At 73.1% G+C, this 26,439-nt stretch carries 20 protein-coding genes; 3 read left to right on the forward strand and 17 right to left on the reverse strand.

The annotated features are described in order from the left end of the window. Positions 1–119: 119 nt before the first annotated feature. Both dapC and fdxA read right to left on the reverse strand, forming a co-directional pair. Entirely contained in the window at positions 120–1,250 is a 1,131-nt protein-coding gene (dapC, locus tag A0J59_RS02300; protein WP_064315097.1) for a succinyldiaminopimelate transaminase, read from the reverse strand. A gap of 19 nt (positions 1,251–1,269) precedes the next feature. Further along, positions 1,270–1,587, reverse strand: a complete 318-nt coding sequence (gene fdxA, locus A0J59_RS02305) for a ferredoxin (protein WP_024841122.1) — start codon at positions 1,585–1,587, stop codon at positions 1,270–1,272. A 155-nt stretch (positions 1,588–1,742) separates the two neighbouring features. On the opposite strand from fdxA, the gene A0J59_RS02310 reads away from it, so the two are divergent. Beyond that, positions 1,743–2,036, forward strand: coding sequence for a hypothetical protein (locus A0J59_RS02310; protein ID WP_047233524.1), 294 nt, complete (start codon positions 1,743–1,745; stop codon positions 2,034–2,036). Between the two features lie 19 nt (positions 2,037–2,055). Here A0J59_RS02310 and A0J59_RS02315 read toward each other — a convergent pair whose 3' ends face one another. The 9 genes from A0J59_RS02315 to A0J59_RS02355 form a co-directional block, all read right to left on the reverse strand. Continuing rightward, positions 2,056–3,051: a prephenate dehydrogenase/arogenate dehydrogenase family protein gene (locus A0J59_RS02315; RefSeq protein WP_053371199.1), complete on the reverse strand. Its 996-nt coding sequence runs from the start codon at positions 3,049–3,051 to the stop codon at positions 2,056–2,058. After that, positions 3,048–4,010: a prephenate dehydratase domain-containing protein gene (locus A0J59_RS02320; RefSeq protein ID WP_255364898.1), complete on the reverse strand. Its 963-nt coding sequence runs from the start codon at positions 4,008–4,010 to the stop codon at positions 3,048–3,050. Before A0J59_RS02320 ends, A0J59_RS02315 begins: the two co-directional genes overlap by 4 nt. Further along, a complete protein-coding gene (locus A0J59_RS02325) occupies positions 4,007–4,912 on the reverse strand; it encodes a hypothetical protein (protein ID WP_047232780.1) in 906 nt (301 codons plus the stop codon). Before A0J59_RS02325 ends, A0J59_RS02320 begins: the two co-directional genes overlap by 4 nt. A 31-nt stretch (positions 4,913–4,943) precedes the next feature. Continuing rightward, on the reverse strand, positions 4,944–8,045 hold the full coding sequence (locus tag A0J59_RS02330; protein WP_255364899.1) for a VanW family protein: 3,102 nt from the start codon (positions 8,043–8,045) through the stop codon (positions 4,944–4,946). A 76-nt stretch (positions 8,046–8,121) separates the two neighbouring features. After that, positions 8,122–8,571, reverse strand: coding sequence for a hypothetical protein (locus A0J59_RS02335; RefSeq protein WP_181446398.1), 450 nt, complete (start codon positions 8,569–8,571; stop codon positions 8,122–8,124). Between the two features lie 10 nt (positions 8,572–8,581). After that, positions 8,582–9,616, reverse strand: coding sequence for a PIG-L family deacetylase (locus A0J59_RS02340; protein WP_255364900.1), 1,035 nt, complete (start codon positions 9,614–9,616; stop codon positions 8,582–8,584). 13 nt (positions 9,617–9,629) lie between these two features. After that, positions 9,630–11,540 (reverse strand): translational GTPase TypA, encoded by a 1,911-nt coding sequence (gene typA, locus A0J59_RS02345; RefSeq protein WP_047232779.1) that lies wholly within the window; start codon positions 11,538–11,540, stop codon positions 9,630–9,632. 220 nt (positions 11,541–11,760) lie between these two features. Further along, the gene (locus A0J59_RS02350) at positions 11,761–13,530 is read right to left on the reverse strand and encodes a BCCT family transporter (protein WP_082918673.1); all 1,770 of its coding nucleotides are present in this window, start codon (positions 13,528–13,530) and stop codon (positions 11,761–11,763) included. Positions 13,531–13,664: 134 nt separating this feature from the next. Beyond that, positions 13,665–15,494: an ABC transporter ATP-binding protein gene (locus A0J59_RS02355; protein ID WP_064315099.1), complete on the reverse strand. Its 1,830-nt coding sequence runs from the start codon at positions 15,492–15,494 to the stop codon at positions 13,665–13,667. A gap of 65 nt (positions 15,495–15,559) precedes the next feature. Here A0J59_RS02355 and A0J59_RS02360 point away from each other — a divergent pair, with 65 nt between their 5' ends. Next, positions 15,560–16,138, forward strand: coding sequence for a PH domain-containing protein (locus A0J59_RS02360; RefSeq protein WP_064315100.1), 579 nt, complete (start codon positions 15,560–15,562; stop codon positions 16,136–16,138). Positions 16,139–16,206: 68 nt separating this feature from the next. Here the strand turns inward: A0J59_RS02360 and A0J59_RS02365 are convergent, their stop codons facing one another. The 6 genes from A0J59_RS02365 to A0J59_RS02390 form a co-directional block, all read right to left on the reverse strand. Next, the gene (locus tag A0J59_RS02365) at positions 16,207–17,244 is read right to left on the reverse strand and encodes an ABC transporter permease (protein WP_053371173.1); all 1,038 of its coding nucleotides are present in this window, start codon (positions 17,242–17,244) and stop codon (positions 16,207–16,209) included. Continuing rightward, complete coding sequence (locus A0J59_RS02370) at positions 17,241–18,770, reverse strand: ABC transporter permease (RefSeq protein WP_047232776.1); 1,530 nt, start codon at positions 18,768–18,770, stop codon at positions 17,241–17,243. The genes A0J59_RS02365 and A0J59_RS02370 overlap by 4 nt, the downstream gene beginning before the upstream one ends. A 249-nt stretch (positions 18,771–19,019) precedes the next feature. Beyond that, positions 19,020–20,885, reverse strand: coding sequence for an ABC transporter family substrate-binding protein (locus A0J59_RS02375; RefSeq protein ID WP_064315101.1), 1,866 nt, complete (start codon positions 20,883–20,885; stop codon positions 19,020–19,022). Positions 20,886–21,208: 323 nt separating this feature from the next. Further along, a complete protein-coding gene (ychF, locus tag A0J59_RS02380; protein ID WP_047232774.1) occupies positions 21,209–22,294 on the reverse strand; it encodes a redox-regulated ATPase YchF in 1,086 nt (361 codons plus the stop codon). A 52-nt stretch (positions 22,295–22,346) separates the two neighbouring features. Then, a complete protein-coding gene (locus A0J59_RS02385; protein ID WP_064315102.1) occupies positions 22,347–23,933 on the reverse strand; it encodes a hypothetical protein in 1,587 nt (528 codons plus the stop codon). Then, positions 23,915–24,799, reverse strand: coding sequence for an ABC transporter ATP-binding protein (locus tag A0J59_RS02390; RefSeq protein WP_082918674.1), 885 nt, complete (start codon positions 24,797–24,799; stop codon positions 23,915–23,917). The genes A0J59_RS02385 and A0J59_RS02390 overlap by 19 nt, the downstream gene beginning before the upstream one ends. Before the next feature lie 119 nt (positions 24,800–24,918). On the opposite strand from A0J59_RS02390, the gene rmuC reads away from it, so the two are divergent. Beyond that, on the forward strand, positions 24,919–26,427 hold the full coding sequence (gene rmuC, locus A0J59_RS02395; protein ID WP_047232772.1) for a DNA recombination protein RmuC: 1,509 nt from the start codon (positions 24,919–24,921) through the stop codon (positions 26,425–26,427). Positions 26,428–26,439: the final 12 nt, after the last annotated feature.

The following is a 26,439-nucleotide window of genomic DNA, read 5'->3' on the forward strand; positions in this document are numbered from 1 at the left end:
TTCCTGCTGCTGCTCGCGCCGTTGCCGCGCGGTCGACCGTACCCCGCTTCACCCGCACGTGACCAATCCTGAACCGTCACGAGAACACCACACCTCTGTGAGGCAGGTCACGTCAGCGATCAGGCTCCGGAGAGTCGAGCCGCGGCCTCGTGGACGCGCTCGTCGGTCGCGGTGAGCGCGACCCTGACGTGCCCCGCGCCCTCCGGTCCGTAGAACGCCCCCGGCCCCACCAGTATGCCGAGGTCGGCCAGGTCGGACACGGTCCGCCAGCAGTCGCCGCCGTCGTCCCCCGCCGGTCGTGACCACAGGTAGAGGCCCGCCTCGGAGTGGTCGACCTGGAGCCCGGCGTCGCCGAGCGCCGCGACGAGCACCTCGCGCCGGCGCGCGTACACGGCGCGCTGCGCGGCGACGTGCGCGTCGTCGGACAGGGCGGCGACCATCGCCGCCTGGACGGGCGCGGGCACGATCATGCCGAGGTGCTTGCGGGTCGCGAGCAGGTCGGCGACGAAGGCCGGGTCGCCGGCGACGAACGCGGCCCGGTAGCCGGCCATGCTCGACTGCTTCGAGAGGGAGTAGGTGACGAGGAGCCCGTCGTGCGACCCGCCGGAGACGGCCGGGTCGAGGAGGCTCGGCACGCCCTGCGACGCGTACGGCTCCGCCCACGCGAGCTCCGCGTAGCACTCGTCGCTCGCGACGACCGCGCCGATCTCGCGCGCCGCGGCGACGACCCGCGCGAGGTGGGCCGCGTCGAGCACGCGGCCGGTCGGGTTGCTCGGGGAGTTCACCCAGACGAGGCGCGCGTCCGCCCGCCCCGCCCACTCGTCGACGTCGTCGGTCGCGAGCGGCGTCGCGCCGGCGAGGCGCGCGCCGACGTCGTACGTCGGGTAGGCGGTGCGCGGGTGCACGACGACGTCGCCTGGCCCGAGGCGCAGGAGCGACGGCAGCAGCCCGACGAGCTCCTTGCTGCCGACGGTCGGCAGGACGGCGTCGGGGTCAAGGGCCGGGACGCCGCGCCGGCGGGCGAACCAGCCGGAGACGGCTTCGCGCAGCGCCGGGGTCCCGTGCGTGGTCGGGTAGCCGTGCGCGTCGGACGCCGCGGCGAGCGCGTCGCGCACGACGGCGGGCGTCGGGTCGACGGGCGTCCCGATCGAGAGGTCGACGACGCCGCGCGGGTGCGCGCGGGCGCGCTCCGCGTACGGGGTCAGCGTGTCCCAGGGATAGGCGAGACCGGAGAGGTCGGCGAGCCCCACGTGCGGCGGTGCGTGGTGCTCAGGCCTGCGGCGGCAGGGCGGCGATCATCGGGTCGTCCTTCTCGATGAGACCCATCTTCGCGGCGCCGCCGGGCGAGCCGAGGTCGTCGAAGAACTCGACGTTGGCGCGGTAGTAGTCGCTCCACTCCGTCGGGACGTCGTCCTCGTAGTAGATGGCCTCGACCGGGCAGACCGGCTCGCACGCACCGCAGTCGACGCACTCGTCGGGGTGGATGTAGAGCGACCGCTTGCCCTCGTAGATGCAGTCGACAGGACACTCCTCGATGCACGCCTTGTCCTTGACGTCCACGCACGGCTGGGCGATCACGTAAGTCACGACCGAGTACCTTTCTGGATTCGTCCGGACCCCGACCCGGCGAGGGGCGAGGTCACGACAGGGAGACGCAGGACTAGTATCGCTCAGGTCGGGCGGTGCCCGACCCTCCCTGACCAGCCCGTGGACGAACGTCACAGACCCGAGGAGCGCCTGCCGTGCCCGACGCGCCCTGGACCGCGTGGGCCCCGGGCACCCGGGTGGTCGTCCGCCGTCGCCTCACCGCGGACGAGGCGGCCGCCGCGGGGAAGCCCCTCACGGACGTCATCGGGGTCGTCGTGCGGACGACCGCCACCGAGCTCGTGCTGCGCGAGGACGCGGGCGGGAGCGCCGCCCCGCCGCACCGCGGCCACGGCGCGCACGACGCCGTCCCGCCCCTCGTCGTCGTCCCGCTCGACGCGATCGTGGCCGGCAAGCCCGTCCCGCCGCGCCCGCCACGTCGACCCGCCTGACCCGGCGGCCGGGAGCGAGTCAGGCGACGACGACCGCGTCGTCCTCGACGGCCACGACGACGGCTCCGCGGGCCCCCGCCGCGGTGACCTCCGCGCGCCAGGCCCCCGCGTCGTCGAGGACGACGCGCAGCCGCTCTCCGGTCCCCGGCGCGTCGGCCGGGCCGCGCACCGGGTCGGGCCGGTCGAAGAACTCCCCGACGGGCGCGTTCGACTCGAGCGCCGCGACGAGCTGCTCGAGGTCGCGCACGACCACGCGCAGCGCCGACGCCACCCAGGCGGCGTTGTCGGTGACCATCGCCTCGGTGCGCCGCGGGTCGGTGCGCCCCACCCGCGTCGCGTCCCGGAAGCTGCCCGCCGCCAGCCCGCGCGCGACGTCGCGCACCGGGGCGTCCGCGACGACGCCGAGGAGCTCGGTGGCGAGCACGTGCGGGACGTGGCTGACGAGCGCCGTCGACTCGTCGTGCACGTCGTCGGTGAGGACGTGCACCGTCCCGCCGAGCGGTCCGGTCACGAGCCGCAGCACCGTGACGAACGCCTCGCGGCGCGTCGTCCCGTCGACCGTGACGGCCCAGCGTGCGCCGTCGAGCATCGACGGGTCGGACGCGTCGAACCCCGAGTGCTCGGTGCCCGCCATGGGGTGCGCCCCGACGTAGCGCGCGTCGAGCCCCGCCGACCGGACGGCGTCGCGCACCGCGCCCTTCACGCTGCCGACGTCGGTGACGACGGTCGTGCCGCGCACGTGGCGCGCGACCTCGGTCGCGACCGCCCGCATGGCCCGCAGCGGGACCGCGAGCACGAGGACGTCGGGCTCGGCCGCGCACACGTCGGCCACGTCGCCGACGACCCGCAGGCCCGCGGCGCGCGCGGCGGCACGTGTGGAGGCGGTCGCGTCGTGGGCGGTCACCTCGACGCCCTGCTCGTGCAGGAGCCGCGCGACCGAGCCGCCGACCAGCCCGAGCCCGACGACCCCGACCCGCGGCTCCGTCCCCGCGGCCGGCGCGGCGTCGGGCGTCACCACAGCAGCCCCGTCGCGAGCGCGGCCGGGTCCGCCGAGGAGTCGACGCTGCCCACCGGGACGTGCGCGACGTCCACGTCGGCGTGCACCGACTCGTCCAGCTCGCCGCGCGCGGGCACGACCCCGAGGGTCTTGAGCGAGTCGCCCGCCCGGACCAGGTCGTCGAGCACGGCACGGACCGGGGCGTCCCACGGGGCACCGTCGACGGTCAGGACGAACACGTACGTGCCGGCCACCGCCTTGAGCGGGCGCGTGATGAGGCTCGACAGGTTGACGCCGCGCTCGCCGAAGGACCGCGTGATGCGGGCGAGCACGCCCGGCCCCGTGACGACGGGGGTCACCGCGAGCATCGTGCGCCACGGGCCGTCGCCCCGGGCCCGCGCCGCCTCCAGGGCCGTCGTCGCCTCAGTCCGCGGCGCGAGGACGAGGAACCGCGTCCGGGCGCCGGCGAAGTCCTCGACGGCGCGCTCGAACGTCTCGAGGCCGTAGAGCTCGCCGCAGATCGTCGGCCCCAGCGCGACCTGGTGCGGACCGGCGTCCCGGCACGCCGCCGCGTTCGACGACGCGGCGAGCGGGGCGAGACCGGTCCGGCGGACGAACTCCTGGCACTGCGCGAGGCCGTGCGGGTGGGCGGTGACCTCCGTCAGCTCGCCATGGCCCGGCCGCACGAACGCGTCGAACGAGATGTCGAGCACGACCTCGTCGACCGCGACGACCGTCGCGCTCCCGACGATCGCGTCGAGCGACGGCACCACGTAGCCCTCGACCGTGTTCTCGATCGCGACGACGCCGCGCGCGAGCTCTCCGGCGGCGACCCCGGCGAACACGTCCGCCACCGTCGTGCGCGCGGCGAGGTCGGCGGACCGGTCGGCCCGGCCGTCCGCGTGGTCGGCGCACCACACGGCTGCCGCCTGGTGCGTGAACGACCCCTCCGGGCCGAGGTAGCCGACGACGCTCACGCGCGCACGGGGTCCGGCGCCGACGCCCAGCGCGGCGCGAGCGCGTCCGGGCCGGGCACGAACTCCTGCCCGGGGAGGACGGCCAGCAGGCGGTGCGCGACACCCCGCTCCGCGAAGCCTGCGAGGAGACCGTCGAGCGTCCCCGCGTCGGGGCAGGAGAACGCGCAGAAGAAGATGTGGGGTCCGGCCTGGGAGCGGTGGCTGCGCAGGTGCTGGAGGTCGATGCCGGCCTGGGCCACGAGCGCGAGCGTCTCCTGGAGCGAGCCGCGGTGGTCGTCCCGCGGCCCGAACGCGAGCCAGACCTGGGCGACGCCCTCGGCCCGCGGTACGGCGCCCCGGCTCTCCAGGAGGCCGTACCAGACGGGCGCGCCGTCGCCGAGGACCTCGCTCCCGGCGAGCTCGGCGTACCCGAGCGCGGCGAGCGGTCCCGCGGCGACGGAACGCTCGACGACGAGGCTGCCGTCGGGGCCGGCGAGCGCGATGCGCTCCTCCAGGCTCGTCCGCGTCGGGACGAGGGACGGGCTCACGCCCATCGTGCGCAGCACGTGGCGGCGGTCGCGCATGCCCGCCTCGTCCACGACGACGTGCCCCGTCAGGTCCCGCGCGGCGCCTGAGCGCCCGACCCAGACCCACTGCGCCGGCACGGCCGACGCCCCCGTGAGCACGAGCGAGGGCGGCGCGGCGAGCAGCGCCCGCTCCAGCTCGTGCGACGGCTGCGCCGGGTGCCCCAGGTGCACGACGGCGGACAGGCCGTCGATGCTCGCGACGGTCGACAGCGTCGCGGTCGTCGACCCGAGGTCGAGCAGCGCGTCCGCCTCGGCGGGGTCGCCCTCGACCCAGCCCGCCGCCGTGGCCGCGAGGAGCGCCTGCGCGCCCGACTCCCGTTCGCTCCGTCCGAGCATGGGACCTCCGTGTGTGTGGTGGACCGGTCGCCTACTCGCAGACGACCGCGTTGTCCGGCTTGTACGTCCACCGGTAGGACTCGTCCTTGACGAGCTCGCCCTCGTGGTAGACCTTGCGGTAGTTGGTGATGGAGAAGCCCGGGCTGCCCGCGGGGGTGGGGGCGCAGTCGGCGCCCGAGTGCGTGACCGTCGTCGGCTGGACCACGTTCGACTTGCCGCTCGACGACGTCTCCACGTCGTAGTACTTGGTGCTCCAGATCGCGACGTGCAGCTCGCCCCCGCCGACCCAGGACTGCATGAGGACGCCGTACGGGGTGTCGTTCTTGAACTTCATGTCGATCGACCCGACGAAGATCGTCGCCTCGCGCCCCGCGGGGTACCGCTCGAACCAGTAGCTGTGGGGCCGGTGCTCGACGTCCTCGAGGCCGGCGAAGAACCCGGCGTTGTACGTGGTCGTCGCCATCTGCGACAGACCGCCGCCGACGCCCTCCGTGTGCCGCCCGCTCTCGACGATGCCCGCCGCGAAGTAACCGCCCTCGAGCGTGATGGGCGACAGCGTGTCGACGAGCGAGAACGTCTCGCCCGGCTTCACGAGGGTCCCCGTCACCTTCTCCGCGCCGCGGCGCAGGTTCGCGGTGCGGACCGGGACGTTCGGCACGGGGGTGGAGAACTCCGAGACCTTCTCCTTGATCCCGAGCGCCTCGAGCGCCGCGACCGACTGCTCGGGGTCCGACTCGACGAGCTCGACCGTCGCGGTCCGCTCGTCGCCCGACGCCGCCGTCGTGACGGCCGCCGCGATGGCCGCCGGGTCGATCGTCGTACCGGGTTCCCCGCCCTCGATCACCGGGGCGCCGTCCTGGAAGACGAAGTGCGCGTCGTCGGCGGCGGTGAGCAGGTCGCTCGTCCGGTCGACCACCGAGTCCACGAGCGTCGCGCCGTCGAAGGTGAGGGTGAGCACCCCGTCCGTCGCCGGGAACGACGCGGCCGCCGCGAGGGCCTCCGGCGGGAGCTCGGGGTTCTGCCCCCCGACCGACACGACGACGGGCGCGGACACGACCTTCTCCGCCTGCGCGAGCGCGGCGTCCGTCTCCTCCTGCGTGATCGCGGGCTCCACGGGCTCGGTCGGCAGCGCGACCGGGCCGTCCGTGACGAGCCAGCTCGACGTGATGGCCGCCGGGACCTCGTCCGTCACGAGGGCCGAGCCGTCGGCCGCCGGCGTGCTCGTCGGGGCACCGTCCACGAACTGCACCGTGCCGTCGACCGGCTCGATCTCGAGGCTCCCACGCAGCGCCTCGACCTGGGCGTCGAGCGCCGCGTCGTCCACGGAGACCACCGGGGCCTCGTCCTCGCCGCCGAACAGGTGCTGCCACAGCCGGGCCGGGCTCATGGAGAACGCCGTGAGCTCTTCCGCGGTGGCCGCGGCGTCGAAGGTCAGGCCCGCGGCCGCCGGGTCGAGCGTCGTGCTCGCCTCGCCCGCCGTGAGCGCCACCGGCTCGGCCGCACGCGGGCCGAGCTCGGACTCGAGCCTGTCCTGCGCCGCCGTCCGGGTGAGTCCCCCGACGTCCACGCCGGCGACGCTCGTCCCGCTCGGCACCTTGTCGGAGAAGAACCACTGCGCGCCCGTGTAGAGGCCGCCGAGGACGAGGACGCCGATGCCCGTCCACATCAGCCCGCGCACCCAGCCGCGCCGGGGCGCGTCCTCCTCGAAACCGTCGAAGGGCGACGCCTGCCGGGACTCGTCGGGCGGGACCGGGCCGAAGGCGCTTCCCAGGCCCGCCGCCGCCGGTGCGGCCGCGGGCGTCGCGCCCGGGGTCGCCGTCGGGTCCGCCGCGGGGGTCGTGGCCGGAGCACCCGGTCGGACGGAGGTCCGGACGACCGGGGCGGGGCGGGACCACGGGTCGACGGGCGGGATGACCTGGGTGGCGTCCGCGGCCGGCGCGGGGGTCGGGTCCGCAGCCGCGGGGTCCGGGGCGGTCGGCGACGGCGCGGGTGCCTGCGGCGGCACCACGGGCACGACGGCGGTCCGCTCGGCCTCGGGCTCCTCCACCGTGGGCGTCACGGCGGTCTGCTCGGCCGGAGGGTCGTCCACCGCGACGTCCGGACCGTCCGAGGGCGTCGCCGCCTGCTCCTCGGTCCCGGGCGCCGGGACGAGCACGGCCGGGACGCTGGGGTCGAACGCGAAGACGCGGGGCACGTACGGCTCCTCCTCGTCCTCCTCGCCTTCGTCCTCCGCGTCCGGGGACGACGGCGGGTCGACCGTCCCGGCGGGCGCGGTCGACGACGGATCGGTCTCCGCCACGGGGGCCGAGCCGGCGGACCGCGCCTCGGGCGCGGGTGCGGCGCTCGACGCCTCGTCCGCGGCCGGAGCCTCCACGGCACCGTCCGCGACCGGGTCCGTCGTGGCGCCTGCCGCCTCCGTCGCGGCCGCGTCCGGTGCGGAGCCGTCCTCGGTCCCGACGGCCGTCCCGGCCGCAGCCGCCGCGGGCTCGCCGGGCGGCGCCGGTACCTGCGCCGCGTCGTCGGGAGCGTCGTCCGCGGCGGTCGAGGCGGCGTCGGCCGCCTGAGCGCTCGGGACGGCGTCGGCCTGCGGCACGACGCCCTCCGAGCCCTCCGACAGGTCCGGCCGGGCCTCGGCCACCTCGATGACCGCCGTCTCGTCCGGATCGACCGGGGCGTCGGCCCGCTCGTGCGGGGCTGCCGGCTCGGCAGCCGCGACCGGCTCGGCGGCCGCCACCGGCTCGGCGGGCGTCGCCGGCTCAGCAGGCGCCGCCGGCTCGGCGGGCGCCGTCGGCTCGGCGGGCGCCTCCGGCTCGGCCGCCCCGCTGCCGGCGGCCGGGGTGTCCTGGTCGACCGGCGTCACGGGCTCGCTGACCTCGTCCGCAGCGGCGACCTCGGCCGTGCCGACCCGTGGTGCGTCGTCGTCCACCGCGGGCGCGGAGTCGGCGGGGACACGGGCCTCGTCGGCGACGTCACCGTCGTCCGTGCCGGGCCGCTCGGAGACGTCGGCCGTCCCGGACGCCTCGGCGCTCTCGTCGACGGGGGCGGGCTCGGGGCGGGGACCGGGGGTCCCGGTCCCGGGGACGGCGTCCTGAGGGGAGTCGAGATCGGCGTCTCGGTCGGTCGGCTGACCCATCCACTGTCTCCGTGACGAAAGGCGCGCGGCTGTCCGCGCGACGACGAGGGGTGTGCGGGGATCCGCACCGCGAATTCTAGCGGGACGCGAGGGTGTCCTCAGGTCCGTCGTGCCTGGTGGGACGGCCGTGGAGCGCCGGGCGGACGGGCCGGTCGCTGAACCACGAGCGCGGCAGGAACGCGACCGCCGCGACGACGAGCAGGCCCCCGTAGATCCAGACGTACCCGACGGGCTCGCTGGGCACCAGGACGTCGCCGCCGGGGCCCTCGAGCGAGAGCAGCTGGACCACCACGACCCATCCGATGCCGTAGCCGAGCAGGCCGGCCATGCCGCCCCAGGCGCGCGCGAGGGTGCCGGCCGCGAAGACGGTCACGAGTGCGAGCACGATGCCCAGCCCGACGCCTCCGGGGAGGTCGACACCGAGCAGGTGCGCCCGGTGCGCGACGGTGCCGACGAGCCCGACGATCGCACCGACGAGCGCGCACGCCACCCCGCGGCCGACGAGCCGCCCCATACCGGTCTCCACGGGCCCCAGGTTAACGTGTGGGCCCGGGCCGGACCTGGTCGCCGAGGAGAGCGCCGCCGGAGGGAGCGTAGAACTCGTGTGAAGGGACGGGGGCCAGCACGTCGTTGCTGAGCGCGTACCAGCCCAGCACGCCCTCGGGGCCCTCCCCCGTGACCGAGCCCGCTTCGGCGACCGCGGCGGTGACGCGCTGGACCTGCGTCGCGTGCTCCCGCATCGCGGCGAGGAGCTCGTCGAGGACGGGCGCCACCGGCACGGTCACGAGCGGGGGCAGCGACGCGTCGGGGCGTGCGAACGGCGGCAGGTCCTCGTCCGGGTCGGGCAGGACGAGGTCGGCGTCGTCCGCGAGGAGGGCTCGGACCGCGGGATGCGCCGCGAGGGCGCGCCGCGCGGCGCGCACGGTGCTCGCGGGGGCCACCGCCAGCCAGAGCGCGGGCACGGGCTCGCCCGCGGCGTCGAGCAGCTCGAGCGCCCGGACGGTCACGTCGTGCGCGCGCACGTGGTCGGGGTGCCCGTAGCCGCCCCCGGGCTCGTACGTCGCGACGACCGCGGGGCCGCGGTCGCGCACGACCGCGGCCAGCAGCGCGGCGGCCTCGTCGAGCGGGACGCCGACGAACGCCCGGGGCGGGAGGTCCGCCGCGGCGCTCGCGACGCCCGGGGCGACCCAGGCCATGCCGGAGTCCTCGAACCGGGGTGGCGCACCGCCGTCGGGCATCGCGCCCGGCCCGGGGAGCGCGACCGCGTCGAGGAAGACGTGGTCCGCGACGCCGAGGGCGGCGAGCGCGCGAGCGAGCTCGCCCTCGCGGTGCGTGGCGAGGGCGGGACCGTCGCCCTCGAGGTGCCCGACGCCCGTCGGGTGCGCGGGCGTGTCGATCACCTCGCCGCGCTCGCCGCGCGTGCACGTCACGACGGTGACGCGCTTCCCCGACCCGGCCCACGTCGCGAGGAGCGCGCCCGTGGCGAGCGTCTCGTCGTCGGGGTGGGCGTGCACGGCCAGCAGGCCGCCGTCGGGCACGACGGCGGCCTGCCGGGAGGTCGGGACGGTCACCCGTGAGGCGACGTCAGGCGCGCTTGGCGCGCGAGACCGCGCGGGCGCGCTCGGTCTGGTCGAGCAGCACCTTGCGGATCCGCACGACCTCGGGCGTGACCTCGACGCACTCGTCCTCGCGGGCGAACTCGAGCGACTCCTCGAGCGTGAGGTGGCGCGGCGGGATGAGGTTCTCGAAGTTGTCGGCCGTCGAGGACCGCATGTTCGTGAGCTTCTTCTCCTTGGTGATGTTCACGTCCATGTCCTCGTTGCGCGAGTTCTCGCCCACGATCATGCCCTCGTAGACCTCCTGGGTGGGGTCGACGAAGAACGAGCCGCGCTCCTGGAGGTTGATCATCGCGAACGGCGTCACCTTGCCGGCACGGTCGGCCACGAGCGAGCCCGTCGTGCGGGTCTCGATGTGCCCGGCCCACGGCTCGTAGCCCTCGGAGATCGAGGCCGCGATGCCCGTGCCGCGCGTCTCCGTGAGGAAGCGCGTGCGGAAGCCGATGAGCCCACGCGCCGGGACCATGAACTCCATGCGGATCCAGCCGGTGCCGTGGTTGGACATGGTCTCCATGCGGCCCTTGCGCTGCGCGAGGAGCTGCGTGACGTTGCCGAGGTACTCCTCGGGGACGTCGATGGTCATGCGCTCCATCGGCTCGTGCGTCTTGCCGTCGATCGTGCGCGTGACGACCTGCGGCTTGCCGACCGTGAGCTCGAAGCCCTCGCGGCGCATCTGCTCGACGAGGATCGCGAGGGCGAGCTCCCCGCGGCCCTGGACCTCCCACGCGTCGGGGCGCTCGGTCGGGAGCACGCGCAGCGACACGTTGCCGACGAGCTCGGAGTCGAGGCGGTCCTTGACCTGGCGCGCCGTGACCTTGTGGCCCTTGCCGCCCTTGCCCGCGAGCGGGGACGTGTTGATCCCGATGGTCATGGAGATCGCCGGGTCGTCGACCGTGATGAGCGGGAGGGGACGCGGGTCCTCGGGGTCGGTGAGCGTCTCGCCGATCGTGATGTCCGCGATGCCCGCGACGGCGACGATGTCGCCGGGCGCGGCCGACTCCGTGGGGACGCGGTCGAGCGCCTTGGTCTCGAGGAGCTCGGTGATCTTGACGTTCTGGAGCGTGCCGTCGTGCCGGGCCCACGCGACGACCTGGCCCTTGCGGAGCTCGCCGTTGAAGATGCGCAGCAGCGCGAGGCGACCGAGGAACGGCGACGCGTCGAGGTTCGTGACGTGCGCCTGGAGCGGCGCGCCCTCGTCGTACGTCGGCGCGGGGATCTTCTCGAGGATGGTCGTGAAGAGCGGCTCGAGGTCCTCGTTCGAGGGGAGCTGGCCGTCCACGGGCTGGTCGAGCGACGCGCGACCGGCCTTGGCCGACGCGTAGACGACCGGGACGTCGAGGATGGCGTCGAGGTCGAGGTCGGGCACCTCGTCCGCGAGGTCGGAGGCGAGACCCAGCAGCAGGTCCGTCGCCTCGGCGACGACCTCGGTGATGCGCGAGTCCGGACGGTCGACCTTGTTGACGACGATGATGACCGGGAGCTTCGCGGCGAGCGCCTTGCGCAGCACGAACCGGGTCTGCGGGAGCGGGCCCTCGCTCGCGTCGACGAGGAGGACGACGCCGTCGACCATCGACAGGCCGCGCTCGACCTCGCCGCCGAAGTCGGCGTGGCCGGGGGTGTCGATCACGTTGATCGTGATGCCGTCGGGCTCCCCCACCGCGGCGGCGGCCGGGCCGGCGTAGCGGACCGCGGTGTTCTTCGCGAGGATGGTGATGCCCTTCTCGCGCTCGAGGTCGCCGGAGTCCATGACGCGGTCGTCCACGTGCTGGTGCGCGGAGAAGGCGCCGGACTGGCGCAGCATCGCGTCGACGAGCGTGGTCTTGCCGTGGTCGACGTGGGCGACGATCGCCACGTTGCGCAGGTCGGAGCGCACAGACATCTACGGTTCTCATTTCGTGGGGTTCGAGGGGCGACGACGGCCGGCCACCTCTGCGCGCACGGCGCGGGAGCAGCCCGCCGCGGCATCACGGAGCACGGGCCGTCACCCGGGCGCGGCTATCCTACCGGGTCGCGCTTCCCGCCACCATGACCCGCGTCACTCCCCCGCCGCGCTCGCCGCACCCGGCCCCCGCGTCGGTCCCGCCGCGGCGCCGACGACGTCAGGTCGGCGAGCCCTTGCGCGGGCGCCGGGCCAGCGCGCGCCACCGGTCCGGGCGGTCCGGGTAGAGCTCCTCCCACTGCTCCGAGATGCTCTCCGACACGCGGGTCGTCACGTGCTCCGTCAGCGCCGTGCGCGCAGCCCTGCGCTCGGCGCGCAGGATCGCGGCATGCTCCGCGCGCAGGGCGCGCACGGTGGAGACGGCCATCCCGATCATGACGACGGAGAACGGCAGCGCGATGAGGATCGCCGCGGTCTGGAGCGCCTGGAGCCCGCCGGCGAGCAGGAGCGCGATCGCGAGCAGCCCCGACACGCCCGCCCAGAAGATGCGGCTCCACGTAGGCGGGTTCGGGTTGCCCCCGCTCGCGAGCATGTCCACGACGAGCGAGCCCGAGTCCGACGACGTCACGAAGAACACGACGATCAGCAGGATCCCCACGACCGAGAGGACGTTGCCGAGCGGCAGGCCGTCGAAGAGCTGGAACAGCGTCGTGTCGGTGTCGACCGCTCCGTCGACGAGCATGCTCCCCGGCTCGGTCAGCTCGCGGTAGAGGGCCGACCCGCCGAAGACCGAGAACCACAGGGTCGTGACGACCGTCGGGACGAGGAGCGTCCCGAGGACGAACTCGCGCACCGTGCGCCCGCGCGAGATCCGCGCGATGAAGACGCCGACGAAGGGCGCCCAGGAGATCCACCAGCCCCAGTAGAAGATCGTCCACGACGACTGCCACTCGAGCCCGGCCTCGCCCTGGAACGCGGTCGTGTCGAAGGACAGCCGCACGATGTTCTGGACGTAGTACCCGAGCGACTGGACCCACTCCCGCAGGAGGAAGAGAGTCGGTCCCAGGGCCAGCACGAGGACCAGGACGACCCCGGCCAGGATCATGTTGCCGTTGGACAGCCACTTGATCCCCTTGCCCAGCCCCGACACGACCGAGATCGTCGCGAGCGCGGAGATCGCCGCGATGAGCCCGATCTCGAGGGCCGTGCTCGGCTGCACCACGTCGAGGTAGCCGAGGCCCGCGGCGATCTGGAGGACGCCGAAGCCGAGCGACGTCGCCACCCCGAACACCGTGCCGATGATCGCGACGACGTCGATGACGTCCCCGAGCCGGCCCCGGACCCGGTCCCCGAACAGCGGCTCGAGCGCCCACCGGATCGACACCGGCCGGCCCTTGCGGTGGATCGCGTAGGCGAGCGCGAGACCCGCGACGACGTAGATCGCCCACGCGTGGACGCCCCAGTGGAGGTAGCTCTGCCCCATCGCGGCCTGGGCGAGCGCCGGGTCGCTCCCCTCGACGCCCGGCTTGGGGCTCACGTAGTGCGACAGCGGCTCCGCCACGCCCCAGTACACGAGCCCGATCCCCATGCCCGTCGCGAAGAGCATCGCGAACCAGACGGGCAGCCGGAACAGCGGCTCGTCCTCGTCCTTGCCGAGCACGATGTCGCCGAAGCGGCTCAGGCCCATCCACAGGGAGAAGACCACGAACCCTGCCACGACGATCACGTAGTACCAGCCGAAGACGCCGATGACGTCCCGCTGGAGCGTGTCCATGAGCGCCGTCACCGTGTCGGTGAAGAAGATGGTCGCGAGCACGAAGAGCAGGATGATCCCGGCCGCCGGGTAGAAGACCCGAGGGTCCGGGCGTCCGGTGCGAGGGCTGTCGAGGTCGTCGGCTGCCGTGGTCCCGCGGGCGGGAGGGCCCGCGTCCGCCGACCCGGCATGGTCCGGGCCGGGCTTCCCCGGCACGTCGTCCTCGGCTCGTGTCATGCCTCCCAGGCTTGCCGCGCAGCCGATCTCCGGCAACCGGAACGCCCCGGCGGGGGCCACGATCGTGGCCCCCGCCGGGGCGTCAGGTCAAGGGCCGAGGGCGGTACCCGCCCTCCCCGGTGGGGTCCCGGGACTCAGAACCCCGCGCCCGCCGTGGGAGGCGCGCTCCGCTCGTGGTCGATGTCGTCGCGCTGCTCCGCGAGCGAGCGCTCCTCGTCCACGAGCGACGACAGCTCGTCGTTCGCGATGTCGCGCGCCGCGGCCTCGAGCAGCGCGTCGCGCGCGGCACGGCGCTCGCGCTGCGCCGCCGGGTCCGGCACCGGCACCGCGGCGAGGAGACGCTGCGTGTACGGGTGCTGGGGGGCGTGCACGATCTGCGACGTCGCGCCCACCTCGACCAGCTTGCCTTTGTGCATCACGGCGATGCGGTCGGACAACATCTCGACGACCGCGAGGTCGTGGGAGATGAACAGGCACGCGAAACCGTGCTCGCGCTGGAGGTCCGTGAACAGGTCGAGGACCTTGGCCTGCACGGACACGTCGAGCGCCGACGTCGGTTCGTCCGCCACGAGCAGCTTGGGCTCGAGCGAGAGCGCACGGGCGATGCCGACGCGCTGGCGCTGGCCACCCGAGAGCTCGTGCGGGTAGCGGTTGCGCATCGCGCGCGGCAGCTCGACCTGGTCGAGCAGGCGCTCGACCTCGCGGCTGAGCTCCTTGCCCTTCACGCCCTTGTGCAGCATGAGCGGCTCGCCGATGGACTCGCCGATCGGCAGGCGCGGGTTGAGCGACGACCCCGGGTCCTGGAACACGATGCCCACCTCGGTGCGCAGCGGCTTGAGGTCCTTGACCGTGGCGCCCACCATGTTCCTGCCGACGATCTCGAGCGAGCCCCCGGTGACCGGCAGGAGGCCGACGGCCGCGCGGCCGATCGTCGTCTTGCCCGATCCCGACTCGCCGACGAGCCCGAGGACCTCGCCCTGGCGGATCTGCATCGACACCTCGTCGACGGCGCGGAACGCGGCCTGGCGGCGCCGACCCGGGTACTCGATGACCATGTCCTGCGCGTCGAGCACGAGCGGGCGCTCCTGCGCCGCAGCCGCCGGGACGCGGTCCGTGGTCGTGGTCGCCTCGCGCGTGGAGCCGAGGTGCGGCACCGCCTCGAGCAGGCGGACCGTGTACGGGTGCTTCGGCGCGCCGAAGATCTCGGCCGACGTGCCGCGCTCGACGACCTGGCCGTCCTTCATGACCATGATCGAGTCGGCCATGTCGGCCACCACGCCCATGTCGTGCGTGATGAGGATGATCGCCGCGTCGACCCGGTAGCGCAGGTCGCGGAGCAGCTTGAGGATCTCGGCCTGGACCGTGACGTCGAGCGCCGTGGTCGGCTCGTCGGCGACGAGGAGCTTGGGGTCGCACGCGAGGGCCTGGGCGATCATGGCGCGCTGGCGCTGACCGCCGGAGAGCTGGTGCGGGTACGCGTCGAAGCGGCGCTCCGGCTCCGGGATCTCGACGAGCCGCAGGAGCTCGATCGCGCGCTTCTTCGCGTCGGCGGGACCGACGTTGAAGTGCGTCCGGATGGTCTCGACGATCTGGAAGCCCACCGTGTACACGGGGTTCAGCGCCGTCATCGGCTCCTGGAAGATCATGGAGATCTCCTTGCCGCGGACGTGCCGCAGCGAGCCGTGCGACATGCCGATGAGCTCGCGGTCGCCGAGCTTGGCGGAGCCGCGCGCACGACCGTTCGGCGGGAGCAGGCCCAGCAGCGCGAGCGACGACTGGGACTTGCCCGAGCCGGACTCGCCGACGATCGCGAGGACCTCACCGGAGTGGAGGTCGTAGCTCACGTCCGTGGCCGCGGGGTACCAGGCCTTGTCGACGTAGAAGTCCACGCCGAGGTTGCGCACGGTCAGCACGGGGCTGCCCTGGCGCGCGGCCGGGGCCGCGGGAGACGTCTCGATGGCCACGCTGATCAGTGTCCTTCCTGCTGGAGCCGGCGCTCGTGGCGCCTCGACTCTGCGAGCATGGGCGCATGGGTCCCACGCTGGTCTTCCGTTCGACGTACGGCCGAGTCCTCACGGTGGCGACGGGCGCCGTCGCCGTCGCCCTGGTCGTGGTCACGGCCGTGACGGGGGACGTCGTCGCGGTCCTGGGGGCTCTGCTCCCCGCCGCGCTCGTGACGTACCTCGTCTGGATGCTGTTCTGGCGTCCCGCCGTCGAGGTGTCCGACGGCGGGATCGAGGTCCGCAACGTCGCCCGCACCGTCCACGTGCCGTGGACCGTGTACGAGGGCGTCGAGACCCGGTACTCGCTCGAGGTGCGCTACCAGGGCGGCAGAGTGACCGCCTGGGCGGCGCCCCGGTCGAGCGGATCGGCTCGCTGGCTGCGCAGCTCCCGCAGGAACCCCGTCGACCGCGAGCGCGTGGTGAACGGCGCGAACGCCGAGGCCGTCGCCGAGGCCGTCACGCAGCGGCACGGCCTGCTCGCGGCCGCCGGCCACCTCGATCGTGCGGTTCCGGGGGCTCCCGGTGCCCGCACGACGTGGCACGTCGTGCAGCTCGCCGTGCTGGGCGCGCTCGTCGTGGGGACGGTCGTAGCGCTCACCGCCTGACCTCGTCGGCGCACCGCGCCGCCCGAGAGGTCCACGACCTCCCGGGCGGGCGGCGACGACGGCGGTCATCAGCTCGCCCCGGCCTCACCGGTGGCGCCGGGCGTGGCGGCGGCCGTGGGACGCGCGACGCGCTGAGCGCGCGCCATCTTGCGCTCCGACGGGATCCGCTTCTGGCGCGGGTCGAACGCGTCGCGCAGGCCGTCACCGATGAAGTTGACGCACAGCGCGATCGCGACGATGAACAGACCCGGCCACCAGAACAGCCACGGACGCGTCGCGAACGCCTCCTGGTAGTCGCTGATGAGCTTGCCGAGCGAGGTCGCCGGCGCCTGGATCCCGACGCCGAGGTAGCTCAGCGCCGTCTCGAGCAGGATCGCCGAGCTCATGAGCAGCGTGACGTTGACGATGATCACGCCCACCGCGTTGGGCAGCATGTGCTTGAAGATGATCCGCCGGTCGCTCGCGCCGGCGACGCGGGCGGCGTCGACGAACTCCCGCTCGCGCAGCGAGAGGAACTCACCGCGCACGAGGCGCGCGAGCGGCGGCCACAGGACGAGCCCGAGGAACGCACCCAGGATGAGCGCGTTGCTGCCACCGGAAAGGAGCGCGAGCACCGCGCCGATGACGATGACCGGCATCGTGATGACGAGGTCCGTGAAGCGCATGAGCCACGAGTCGACCCGACCGCGGTAGTACCCGGACAGCGCGCCGAAGAGGACGCCGGCCACCGTCGCGATGACGCCGACGGACAGCACCACGAGGAGCGAGGTCTGCGTGCCCTGCATGACGCGCGCGAACACGTCGCGGCCGGCCTCGTCCTGACCGAAGATGTGCTCGGGCGAGGGCGCTCCCCCGTTGACGAGCGGGTAGGTCGAGCCCTGACCGGACGCCTTGTAGGCGTACCAGCCGTCCCAGCCGCCGATCCCGATGGACGTGATCGCGAGCGCGACGATGCCCACGAGGAAGACGAGCGCGACGACCGCGCCCTTGTGGTGGAAGAAGCGCCGTCGGACGATCTGCCCCTGGGACAGTCCTTCGACCTCGAGGAGCTCGATCTGGTTCTCGGTCGCGCCGCTCTGCGACGCGTCGTTCGGTGTGTTGCTCATGCGTTCACCCGGATCCGCGGGTCGAGGGCTGCGTAGATGAGGTCAGCCACGATGTTGGCGATGATGGCGAGGGCCGCGACGATGACGAGGTACGCCATGACGGGGTCGATCTCGCCTCGTTGCAGCGAGTTGAGGAAGAGCAGGCCCATGCCTGGTCGGGCGAAGACCTTCTCGGTGATGATGGCGCCGCCCAGGAGGGTGATGACGTCGATGGGGACGATCGTCGCGAGCGGGATCAGCGTGTTGCGGAAGCCGTGGCGCATGACGACGGTCCGCTCCGGCAGGCCTTTGGCGCGCGCCGTGCGGATGTAGTCCTGGCTCATCACCTCGAGCATGCTGGCGCGCGAGTAGCGCGTGTATCCGGCGAACTGGATGAGCACGAGCGCGATGGTCGGCAGGAGCAGGTGCGTGTACTGGTCGAGGACCTGCACCCAGAAGTTTCCGCCGAGGTTCGGCGTGCTGTTGCCGATCGTCGGGATGGGCCGGCCGTTGATCGCCGTCGCGTTGAAGTACGCGGGCCAGACGCCCATCACCTTGTCGACGAAGATCATCGAGGCCACGAGGAACGCCGTGATGCCGGAGGCGCGCGCGGACACGCCCTTGTCGGGGCCGCCCCACGCGTACCCGATCCCGATGCCGACGCCGACGGCGACGACCCCGAGGACGAGCACGAGCCACCAGTTGTCCACCTGCTTGAGGACGGACTGGATGGGGAAGTAGATGACGACGCCGACCAGGACCGTGGTCAGGGACGCGTAGAGCGCGCGGCGGTTCTTCAGCCCGGACACCAGCGCGGTGATAGCGAAGGCGAGGGCCGTGCCCGTGACGATGATGATGACCGGACCGAGGTTCGGCTCGGCCCACCACCCGGAGAGCTGGAGGTACAGCAGCGCGAGCACGCTGGCGGCGAAGCCCATCGCGAACACGGTGAGCCGGCGCCTGAGCGTCCCGCCGAAGGCGAGCGACCAGAACAGGCCGATCACGACGCCGACCACGGCGATCACGAGGATCGAGAGGTTCGGGTCCCGGAGGAAGTCGTTGAAGCCGATCGCGCCCCACTGCTTGAGCAGGACGGCGACCCAGAAGGCCGGGAGCGAGTAGAGCACGAACGAGACGAAGATCGTCAGGTAGTCGAAGGTGCTGTACTGGCGCAGCGCGCTGACGATGCCGACCATGACGCCGAAGACGACGGCGAGGACGGTCGCCGCGGCGACGAGCTGGATGGTCGAGATCACCGCGCCCTGGAGCAGGGTGGTGACGGACTGGCCACTCTGCCAGGCCGTCCCGAGGTCACCGGTGACGAAGTCGCCGAGCCACTTGAAGTAGCGGATCACCGAGGGCGTGTCGAGATCGAGCTCGGCGGTGCGCTGGGCGATGAGCTGCGCCTTGTTGGGCTTCGTGCTCGACTCGAGATCCATGAAGATGTACGGCCGGATCGCGGCGTCGACGAGCAGGAACATCGCGAACGTGGACACGAGGAGGGTCGCCAACCCTGCCAGCACACGCCGCGAGATGAAGGAGAACATCGGAGGTCTTACCTCGCTGGTCGGTAGGGACCCCGGGTCTGGGGCCGGTCGATTCTACGCGCGGGTCTCGCGCGATCGTGAACCGAGGGGCACGGGACGCCGTGGTGAGGACGTCGGGGTTCGGGAGCACGCGAGGACCGGGGGTCCCGACGGACGGGCCGTCGGAGACCCCCGGTCTCCTGCGTCCGGACAGGCCCGCCGCCGTCCTCGCGGACGGCGACGGGCCTCGTCAGGCGGTGTTCAGGACTCTCAGCCCTCGAACGTCCAGTTCCAGAAACCGTGGAAGATCGTCGGGCTGATCGTGATCGACTCGACACCCTTCAGGTTCTCGTCCCAGCCCTGGATGGCCGGGAACTGGAAGATCGTCACACCGAAGCCGTCCGCCCACAGGTTCTTCTCGACCTCGAGCTGGAGCTGGAACTGCTCCTCGGGGTCGGTCGAGACCTGGAGCTTGTCCAGCGCGGCGTCGACGGCCGGGTTGTTGTACTGGCCGTAGTTGTTGACACCGGGGTTCGGCGTCCAGCGGAAGTTCGCGTCCGACTCGGTGACCGCGGTCGACGTGGACTGCCAGCCGAAGAGCGAGGCGTCGTACTGGTCCTGGCCGGTGGCGAGCAGGGTGCCCCACTCGGCGGCCGGGCGGCCCGTGTCGACGATCTCGAAGCCGGCCTGCGAGGCGGTGTCCGTGATGAGCGCGAGCTCGTTCACGCGGCGCGTGTTCTCGTTGTTGTACGCGAAGCGCACCTTGACCGGCGTGGCGACCCCGGCGTCGGCGAGCAGCTGCTTCGCCTTCTCGATGTTCTCGGCGGCCTTCGACGGGTCGTAGAAGTCCGAGCCGTTCTCGGCGACCATCTGGTCGTAGTTCGGCGAGCCCGGGATGAGGATGTTCGAGTTACGCACCTCGGCGTCCGGGTTGAGCGGCTTGATGAGGTTGTCGACGATCGTCTGGCGCGGGATCGTCAGCAGGAACGCCTGGCGGACGGCCTTGGCCTTCTCCGCGTCGCCGCCGTAGGTCTGCGGGTCGAACGGACCCTTGTTCTGGAAGACCAGGTCGACGTGCTCGTACGTGCCCTCGATGCCCGAGTGGGTCTCGACGCCGTCGAGCGCCTCGAGCGCGGTACGGACGTCGGCCGAGGCCTGCGGGCCGATGAGGTCGACCTCACCGTTCTCGAGAGCCTGGACCTGGGCCATCGGGTCCTCGATGTAGCGGACCGTGATGGTGTCGACCGCGCCCTTGTTCTTGCCCTTGAAGTCAGGGTTGGCCTTCAGGGTGAGGTACTGGTTCTCCTTGTAGTCCTCGAGCGTGTAGGCACCGTTCGAGACGTACAGCGCGGGGTCCTCGGGGAGCGAGGTGAACTGGAAGCCCTCGTTCCAGAACTTCGAGATCTTCGACAGCGCGGCGGTGTCGTTGTTGAGGATCGCGTCGCGGACGGCGGCCTTGGCCTCCTCCGCGTCCTCGATGCCGAGCGCCTTCTGGCCGACGACGTGGGCGGGGACGAACTCGTTCGTCCAGCTCAGCTCCCAGTCACCGAACGGCTTGTCGTAGACGACCGTGATGGACTTGTTGTCCTCGGAGATCTCAGGGTTCTGCGAGATCAGGGCGATGCCGGGGTCCGAGCCGTCGAAGTAGACACCGGCGTCCACCTCGGCCTGGTTCGTGACCTCGCCGGTCTCCGGGTCCGTCTCGGCCTCGACCGTGTTGAACTTGCCGGACTGGCCGGCCCAGTCGAGCAGCAGCTCCGTCGCGTCGACGGGCGTGCCGTCCGACCACTTGGTGTCGTCACCGAACGTGTACTTGATGGTCAGCGGGTCGTCCGAGACCTTCTCGTACGTACCGAACGACTCGTCCTGGACGAGGTTCAGGTCGGCGTCGTAGTAGCTGAAGCCGGAGTTCAGCACGTAGTTGATGATCGCGTTCTGCGTCGCGTTGCCGTTCGACGAGCTGAGGTTCAGCTCGTTGAGGGGGGCCTCCCACGCGACCGTGACGGCCGACTCGGTGTTGATGCCCGCGTCGTCGGTCTCGGTCTCGCCGTCACCCGACGTGCCGCTGCACGCGGAGAACAGCAGTGCCCCCGTGACCGTCACGGCGAGGGCGGCACTGGTGCGCCTGATCTTCAATGTTCCTCCTCCAAGGGATGGTGAGCGCGTACGAGGGAGCGTCGTTAGCCCCCCGGCCGCCCCGTCACCCGCGCGTCCGGATGGTGTCGGCGCGCGTGGACGGGTATGCCCACCACGGTTTGAGGCAACGCTACCCAGCAAGTTGCGTGGCTTCTCCCCCTTGCCCGGTTGCTGCGGTCGATCGTTACCGAGTTGATACTGGCCGGTACGGGTGCGTTTCCACCTCGCGACGGCAGCGAAACACGCGCGAAACGCCGCTGCCCCGACACGACAGCGCCCGCCGCATCTCACGATGCGGCGGGCCCCGTGCCTATGACCTGGACTCAGACGTTGAAGCGGAACTCCACGACGTCGCCGTCGGCCATGACGTAGTCCTTCCCCTCGACGCGCGCCTTGCCCGCGGCGCGCGCGGCCGCGACGGACCCCGTCGCGACGAGGTCCTCGAAGGAGACGACCTCGGCCTTGATGAAGCCGCGCTCGAAGTCGGTGTGGATGACCCCCGCGGCCTGCGGCGCGGTCCAGCCCTTGCGGATGGTCCAGGCGCGCGCCTCCTTGGGACCCGCGGTGAGGTAGGTCTGGAGCCCGAGGGTGTCGAACCCGACGCGCGCGAGCTGGTCCAGCCCGGCCTCGTCCTGCCCCGACTCGGCGAGCATCTCCTTCGCCTCGTCCGGCTCGAGCTCGACGAGCTCGGACTCGAACTTCGCGTCGAGGAAGATCGCCTGGGCCGGGGCGACGAGGGCGCGCAGTCGGTCCTGGAGGTCGTCGTCCACGAGGCCGGCGTCGTCGGTGTTGAACACGTAGATGAAGGGCTTGGCCGTGAGGAGCTGGAGGCTCGCGACGTCAGCGAGGTCGAGCCCGGCGGCGGCCGCGCCCTGGAAGAGCGTCGTCCCGGCCTCGAGGATCGCCTGCGCCTTCTGGGCGGCGTCGAGGAGGGCGGCGTCGCCCTTCTTGATCTTCACCTCCTTCTCGAGGCGAGGGACCGTCTTCTCGAGCGTCTGGAGGTCGGCGAGGATCAGCTCGGTGCTGATGGTCTCGATGTCGCCCTCGGCGTCCGTCGAGCCCTCGACGCGGACGACGTCCGGGTCGGCGAACGCGCGGGTCACCTGGCAGATCGCGTCGGCCTCGCGGATGTTCGCGAGGAACTTGTTGCCGAGCCCCTCCCCCTCGCTCGCGCCCTTGACGATCCCGGCGATGTCGACGAACGACACGGTCGCGGGCAGGATGCGCTGGCTGCCGAAGATCTCGGCGAGCTTGTCGAGCCGCGGGTCGGGGAGCGAGACGACGCCGACGTTCGGGTCGATCGTCGCGAACGGGTAGTTCGCCGCGAGGACCTGGTTGCGCGTCAGGGCGTTGAACAGGGTGGACTTGCCGACGTTGGGCAGGCCGACGATGCCGATAGTGAGTGCCACGTCGCCCGAGTCTACGGGCCGGGGCCGCGGTGCACGGACCCCGGCCCGGGGCTCAGGCCGCGGACATCACCTTCTGGAGCAGCTCGGGCGCACGCCGGTCGTACGCGCGGGCGCCCCAGCGGACGCCGAGGAGCAGGACGACCACCCCGACGGCGACACCGACGACCAGCGTCACCCAGCCCACGACCGGCAGGTCGGCCAGGATCGCGACGAGCCCGGGCACGAGGAACGGGAGCGACAGCGCGAGGACGAGCAGCATCGCGACCGACTGCGCGACGAGAGTCGCCATCGCGGCGCCCTGCGGCTGCTTGAACGGGCTGTCGCCGGGCTTGGGCACCGGGTACAGCAGCCGCGCCGACGTCGCGCTCGAGACGCCGGTCGCGACCAGGAGCGTCCCGACGGTCAGGCCGAGCAGCGCCGGCAGCGCGTCCCAGCGTCCCGCCACGGCGACGGAGACCACCGCGAAGACGAGCGTCACGACGCCCCCGGCGACCAGCACCGGGAGGGCGCGGCCCCACCGGTCCGCGCGCCCGGAGACCCCCGTCGACACGTGCAGCGCGAACGCCGTGTGGTCGTACGCGATGTCGGCCGAGATCGAGAACCCGAGGATCCACGCGGTGAACGGCGCGAGCGCGAGGAAGATCTCGGAGCCCGAACCGCCGCCCACCACGAGCAGCACGACCGGGATGAGCGGGACGACGGCGATGGACCCCGAGTAGCGCGGGTCGCGGAGCCAGTAGGTCGCGGTGCGCGCGGCGACCGCCCCGGTCGGCGTCGCCGGGAACCGGGAGAAGAAGCCCAGGCCCTTGGCCCGGCCCCCGGAGCCCGCCGCGGGCGGCGTCACGAGCGCGCGGGCGAGCGCCTTGTCCCACACGACCCACGCCAGCGCGAGGGTGACCAGCGCGACGACGAGCCGCGCGAGCGCGAGGCCCCACGCGCCGTCGTGCACCGCGGCGCCCAGGCCCCAGGGGGCTCCGAACGGGGTCCAGGCCGCGATCTCGGCGAGACGCGCCACCATGCCCCGCACCGCGTCACCGTCGACCGGGCCTTGGCCGAGCTGCGAGCCGACCCACGCGAAGGCCGGGCCGACCAGGACGAGCGGCACGAACGCGGCGATCGTCACGACCTCGCGGTAGCGGCGCGACTCGAGCAGCGGGGCGAGGGCCGTCGTCGTCGCCCGGGAGCCGACGACGCAGAGCGCCACCGCGAGGACCGCGCCGACGAGCGCGGCGAGCACCGCGAGGGGCGTGCGCCACCACGCGAAGGAGGCGCCGAGCGCGGCCAGCGCGGTGACGATCCCGGGGACCGACACGACGCCCGCGACGGCGAGCCCGGCGAGGAGTCGGCGCTGGGGGATGCCGAACAGGACGAAGCGCTGCGGGTCGAGGGTGGCGTCGACGCCGAACGCGAAGAGCGGGATCACCCACCACCCAAGCACGGCGAGCGCCCCGACGAGGATCATGATCGACCCCGCGAGCGCAGGGTCGTCCGTGCCGAGCACGACCATGCCGACGACGAGCATCCCGACGACGAAGAGCCCGTAGAGCGCCCCGACGAGGAACCCGATGGTCTGCCACACGCTCCGCCGGAACGTGTTGCCCATCAGGGTGAGCTTGAGCCTTACGAACTGCGCAACCACGCCAGGCCCTCCGTGCTCTGCCGGCCACCGACGAGGTCGACGAACCGGTCCTCCAGGCTCTGGTCGCCGCGCACCGCGTCGACCGTGCCCGCCGCGAGCACGTGCCCGCCCGCGACGACGGCGACGTGATCGCACATGCGCTGCACCAGGTCCATGACGTGCGAGGACACGACGACCGTGCCGCCGCTCGCCACGTAGCCCGCGAGGATGTCGCGGATGTTGGCGGCCGAGACCGGGTCGACGGCCTCGAACGGCTCGTCGAGGACGAGCGTGCGCGGGGCGTGGATGAGCGCGGTCGCGAGCGCGATCTTCTTGGTCATGCCCGCCGAGTAGTCGACGACGAACGTGTTCGCGTCCTTGGCGAGGTCGAGCGCCGCGAGCAGCTCTGCCGTGCGCTCGGCCACGGTGTCCCGGTCCATGCCGCGCAGCAGGCCCGCGTACGTGACGAGCTGCGCGCCGGTCAGCCGGTCGAACAGCCGGACGCCGTCGGGCAGGACGCCGAGCTGCCGCTTCCCCGTGACGGGGTCGGCCCAGAGGTCGGTGCCGTGCACGTGCGCGGAGCCCGCGTCGGGTCGCAGCAGCCCGGTCGCCATGGACAGGGTCGTCGTCTTGCCCGCGCCGTTGGGCCCGACGAGCCCGTAGAACGAGCCCGCCGGGACGTCCAGGTCGATGCCGGCGACGGCGATCTTCTCGCCGAACCGCTTCCACAGACCGCGCAGCGAGAGCGCGGCGGCGGGGTCGGGCGGCGTCGGGAGGCCGGGCTGCGTGCCGGGGAGCGGCTCTGGTGCGGCGCCGTGCGCCAGGCCCGGCGCAGGGGCGGGCGCGCCGGCCGGCGCGGCGGGTGGTACGGGGGTGGGATCGACCATGCGGCCAACGTAGCCGAGCCCTCCGACCTCGGCCGGTGCCTTTTGTCACGACCTGTCCACCAGGGCGCGCGCGACGTGTCGGGGGCCGTCGTGTCGGTCCCCCGTGGGAGGGTGCCGCCATGGACACCTCGGGATGGTTGCTCTTCGCGGTCGGCCTCGTGCTGGGGCTCGTCGGCGGTGCCGCGCTCGTCCTCACCGTACGGCGCGCGTCGCCCGACGCCGCCGCGGCGGAGGTCCGCCGGCTCACCCAGCTCCTGGGGCAGGCGCAGCAGGAGGCGGCGCGCGGCGCCGGTCTGGCCGAGCGGCTGGAGGCCGAGCGCGAGGGCTTCGTGCGCCAGCTCGGCGCGGCGCAGCGCAGCGCGGACGAGCGCCTCGACCTCGCGCGGGCGACGCACGAGCAGCAGCTCGCCGAGCTGCGGGCGGCGGCCGAGCGCCGCGTCGAGGAGGTCCAGGGCGACCACCGCCGGCTCGAGGCGCAGTTCGAGGCGCTCTCGCGCAAGGTGCTGGCCGCGGGCACGGAGCAGTTCCTCGTCCAGGCGGAGGAGCGTCTGCGCCGCAGCCAGGAGCAGGGCGCGGCGGAGCTCGAGCGCCGCGAGGAGGCGGTGCGCCACCTCGTGGAGCCGCTCGCGGGCGCGCTCGAGAAGGTGCGCGCCGAGGTCGCCGAGGCCGAGCGCGCGCGGCTCGCGGCACACGGCAGCCTCGCCGAGCAGGTGCGCGGGGTCCGCGACGCGTCGGAGCTGCTGCGCGCCGAGACGTCGCAGCTCGTCACCGCGTTGCGGTCGTCGCAGGTGCGCGGCGCGTGGGGCGAGCTCCAGCTCCGCCGCGTGGTCGAGGCGGCCGGGATGCTCCCCCACGTCGACTTCGTGGAGCAGGACCAGGTCGCGACGGACGACGGCGCGCTGCGCCCCGACATGGTGGTCCGCCTCGCCGGGGGCAAGCAGGTCGTCGTCGACGCCAAGGTCGCCTTCCTCGGCTATCTCGACGCGCAGGGTGCGACCGACCCCGCTGTGCGCGCCGACCGGCTCGCCGCGCACGCGCGCCACATGCGCAAGCACGTCGACGACCTCGGCGCCAAGCGGTACTGGGACCAGTTCGGGCCGGCGCCCGAGTTCGTCGTCATGTTCGTCCCGGCGGAGTCGTTCCTCTCGGCCGCCGTCGAGCAGGACCCGTCGCTGCTCGAGCACGCGGTGTCCAAGAACGTCGTCATCGCGACGCCCATGACGATGGTCGCGATGCTGCGGACGATCGCCTACGCGTGGCGGCAGGACGCCCTGGCCACGAACGCGCAGCAGGTGCTCACGCTCGGCAAGGAGCTGCACGGTCGCCTCGCGGTCATGGGCTCGCACCTCGCAAAGCTCGGTCGCCAGCTCCAGAGCGCCGCGGACTCCTACAACCGGACGGTCGGCTCGCTCGAGACGCGCGTGCTCGTCAGCGCGCGCCGGTTCGCGGACCTGCACGTCGTGGACGACGACCTCACGACGCCGCCGACGGTGAACCCGCAGCTCAGCGCCGTGAGCGCGCCCGAGCTGCTCGCGTCCGTGAACGAGTCCGTGGTCGCGATCGACGAGCGCCCCGAGGACCGTGAGGACTCCCGTCGGGAGCCGTCGGCCGGCGGGGCGAGCGCCTGACGGCCCGCCCGG

This window comes from Cellulosimicrobium sp. I38E (genome assembly GCF_001647255.1).
Lineage (GTDB): Bacteria > Actinomycetota > Actinomycetes > Actinomycetales > Cellulomonadaceae > Cellulosimicrobium > Cellulosimicrobium cellulans_E.

What these genes read in the sequence shown, in the direction of transcription:
- A0J59_RS02325 (WP_047232780.1), bottom strand. Translation starts at nt 4,912, where the DNA reads ATGCTCGGACGGAGCGAACGGGAGTCGGGCGCGCAGGCGCTCCTCGCG.
- rmuC (WP_047232772.1), top strand. Translation starts at nt 24,919, where the DNA reads ATGGACACCTCGGGATGGTTGCTCTTCGCGGTCGGCCTCGTGCTGGGG.
- A0J59_RS02350 (WP_082918673.1), bottom strand. Translation starts at nt 13,530, where the DNA reads ATGACACGAGCCGAGGACGACGTGCCGGGGAAGCCCGGCCCGGACCAT.
- A0J59_RS02365 (WP_053371173.1), bottom strand. Translation starts at nt 17,244, where the DNA reads ATGAGCAACACACCGAACGACGCGTCGCAGAGCGGCGCGACCGAGAAC.
- A0J59_RS02360 (WP_064315100.1), top strand. Translation starts at nt 15,560, where the DNA reads ATGGGTCCCACGCTGGTCTTCCGTTCGACGTACGGCCGAGTCCTCACG.
- A0J59_RS02370 (WP_047232776.1), bottom strand. Translation starts at nt 18,770, where the DNA reads ATGTTCTCCTTCATCTCGCGGCGTGTGCTGGCAGGGTTGGCGACCCTC.
- A0J59_RS02390 (WP_082918674.1), bottom strand. Translation starts at nt 24,799, where the DNA reads ATGGTCGATCCCACCCCCGTACCACCCGCCGCGCCGGCCGGCGCGCCC.
- A0J59_RS02330 (WP_255364899.1), bottom strand. Translation starts at nt 8,045, where the DNA reads ATGGGTCAGCCGACCGACCGAGACGCCGATCTCGACTCCCCTCAGGAC.
- typA (WP_047232779.1), bottom strand. Translation starts at nt 11,540, where the DNA reads ATGTCTGTGCGCTCCGACCTGCGCAACGTGGCGATCGTCGCCCACGTC.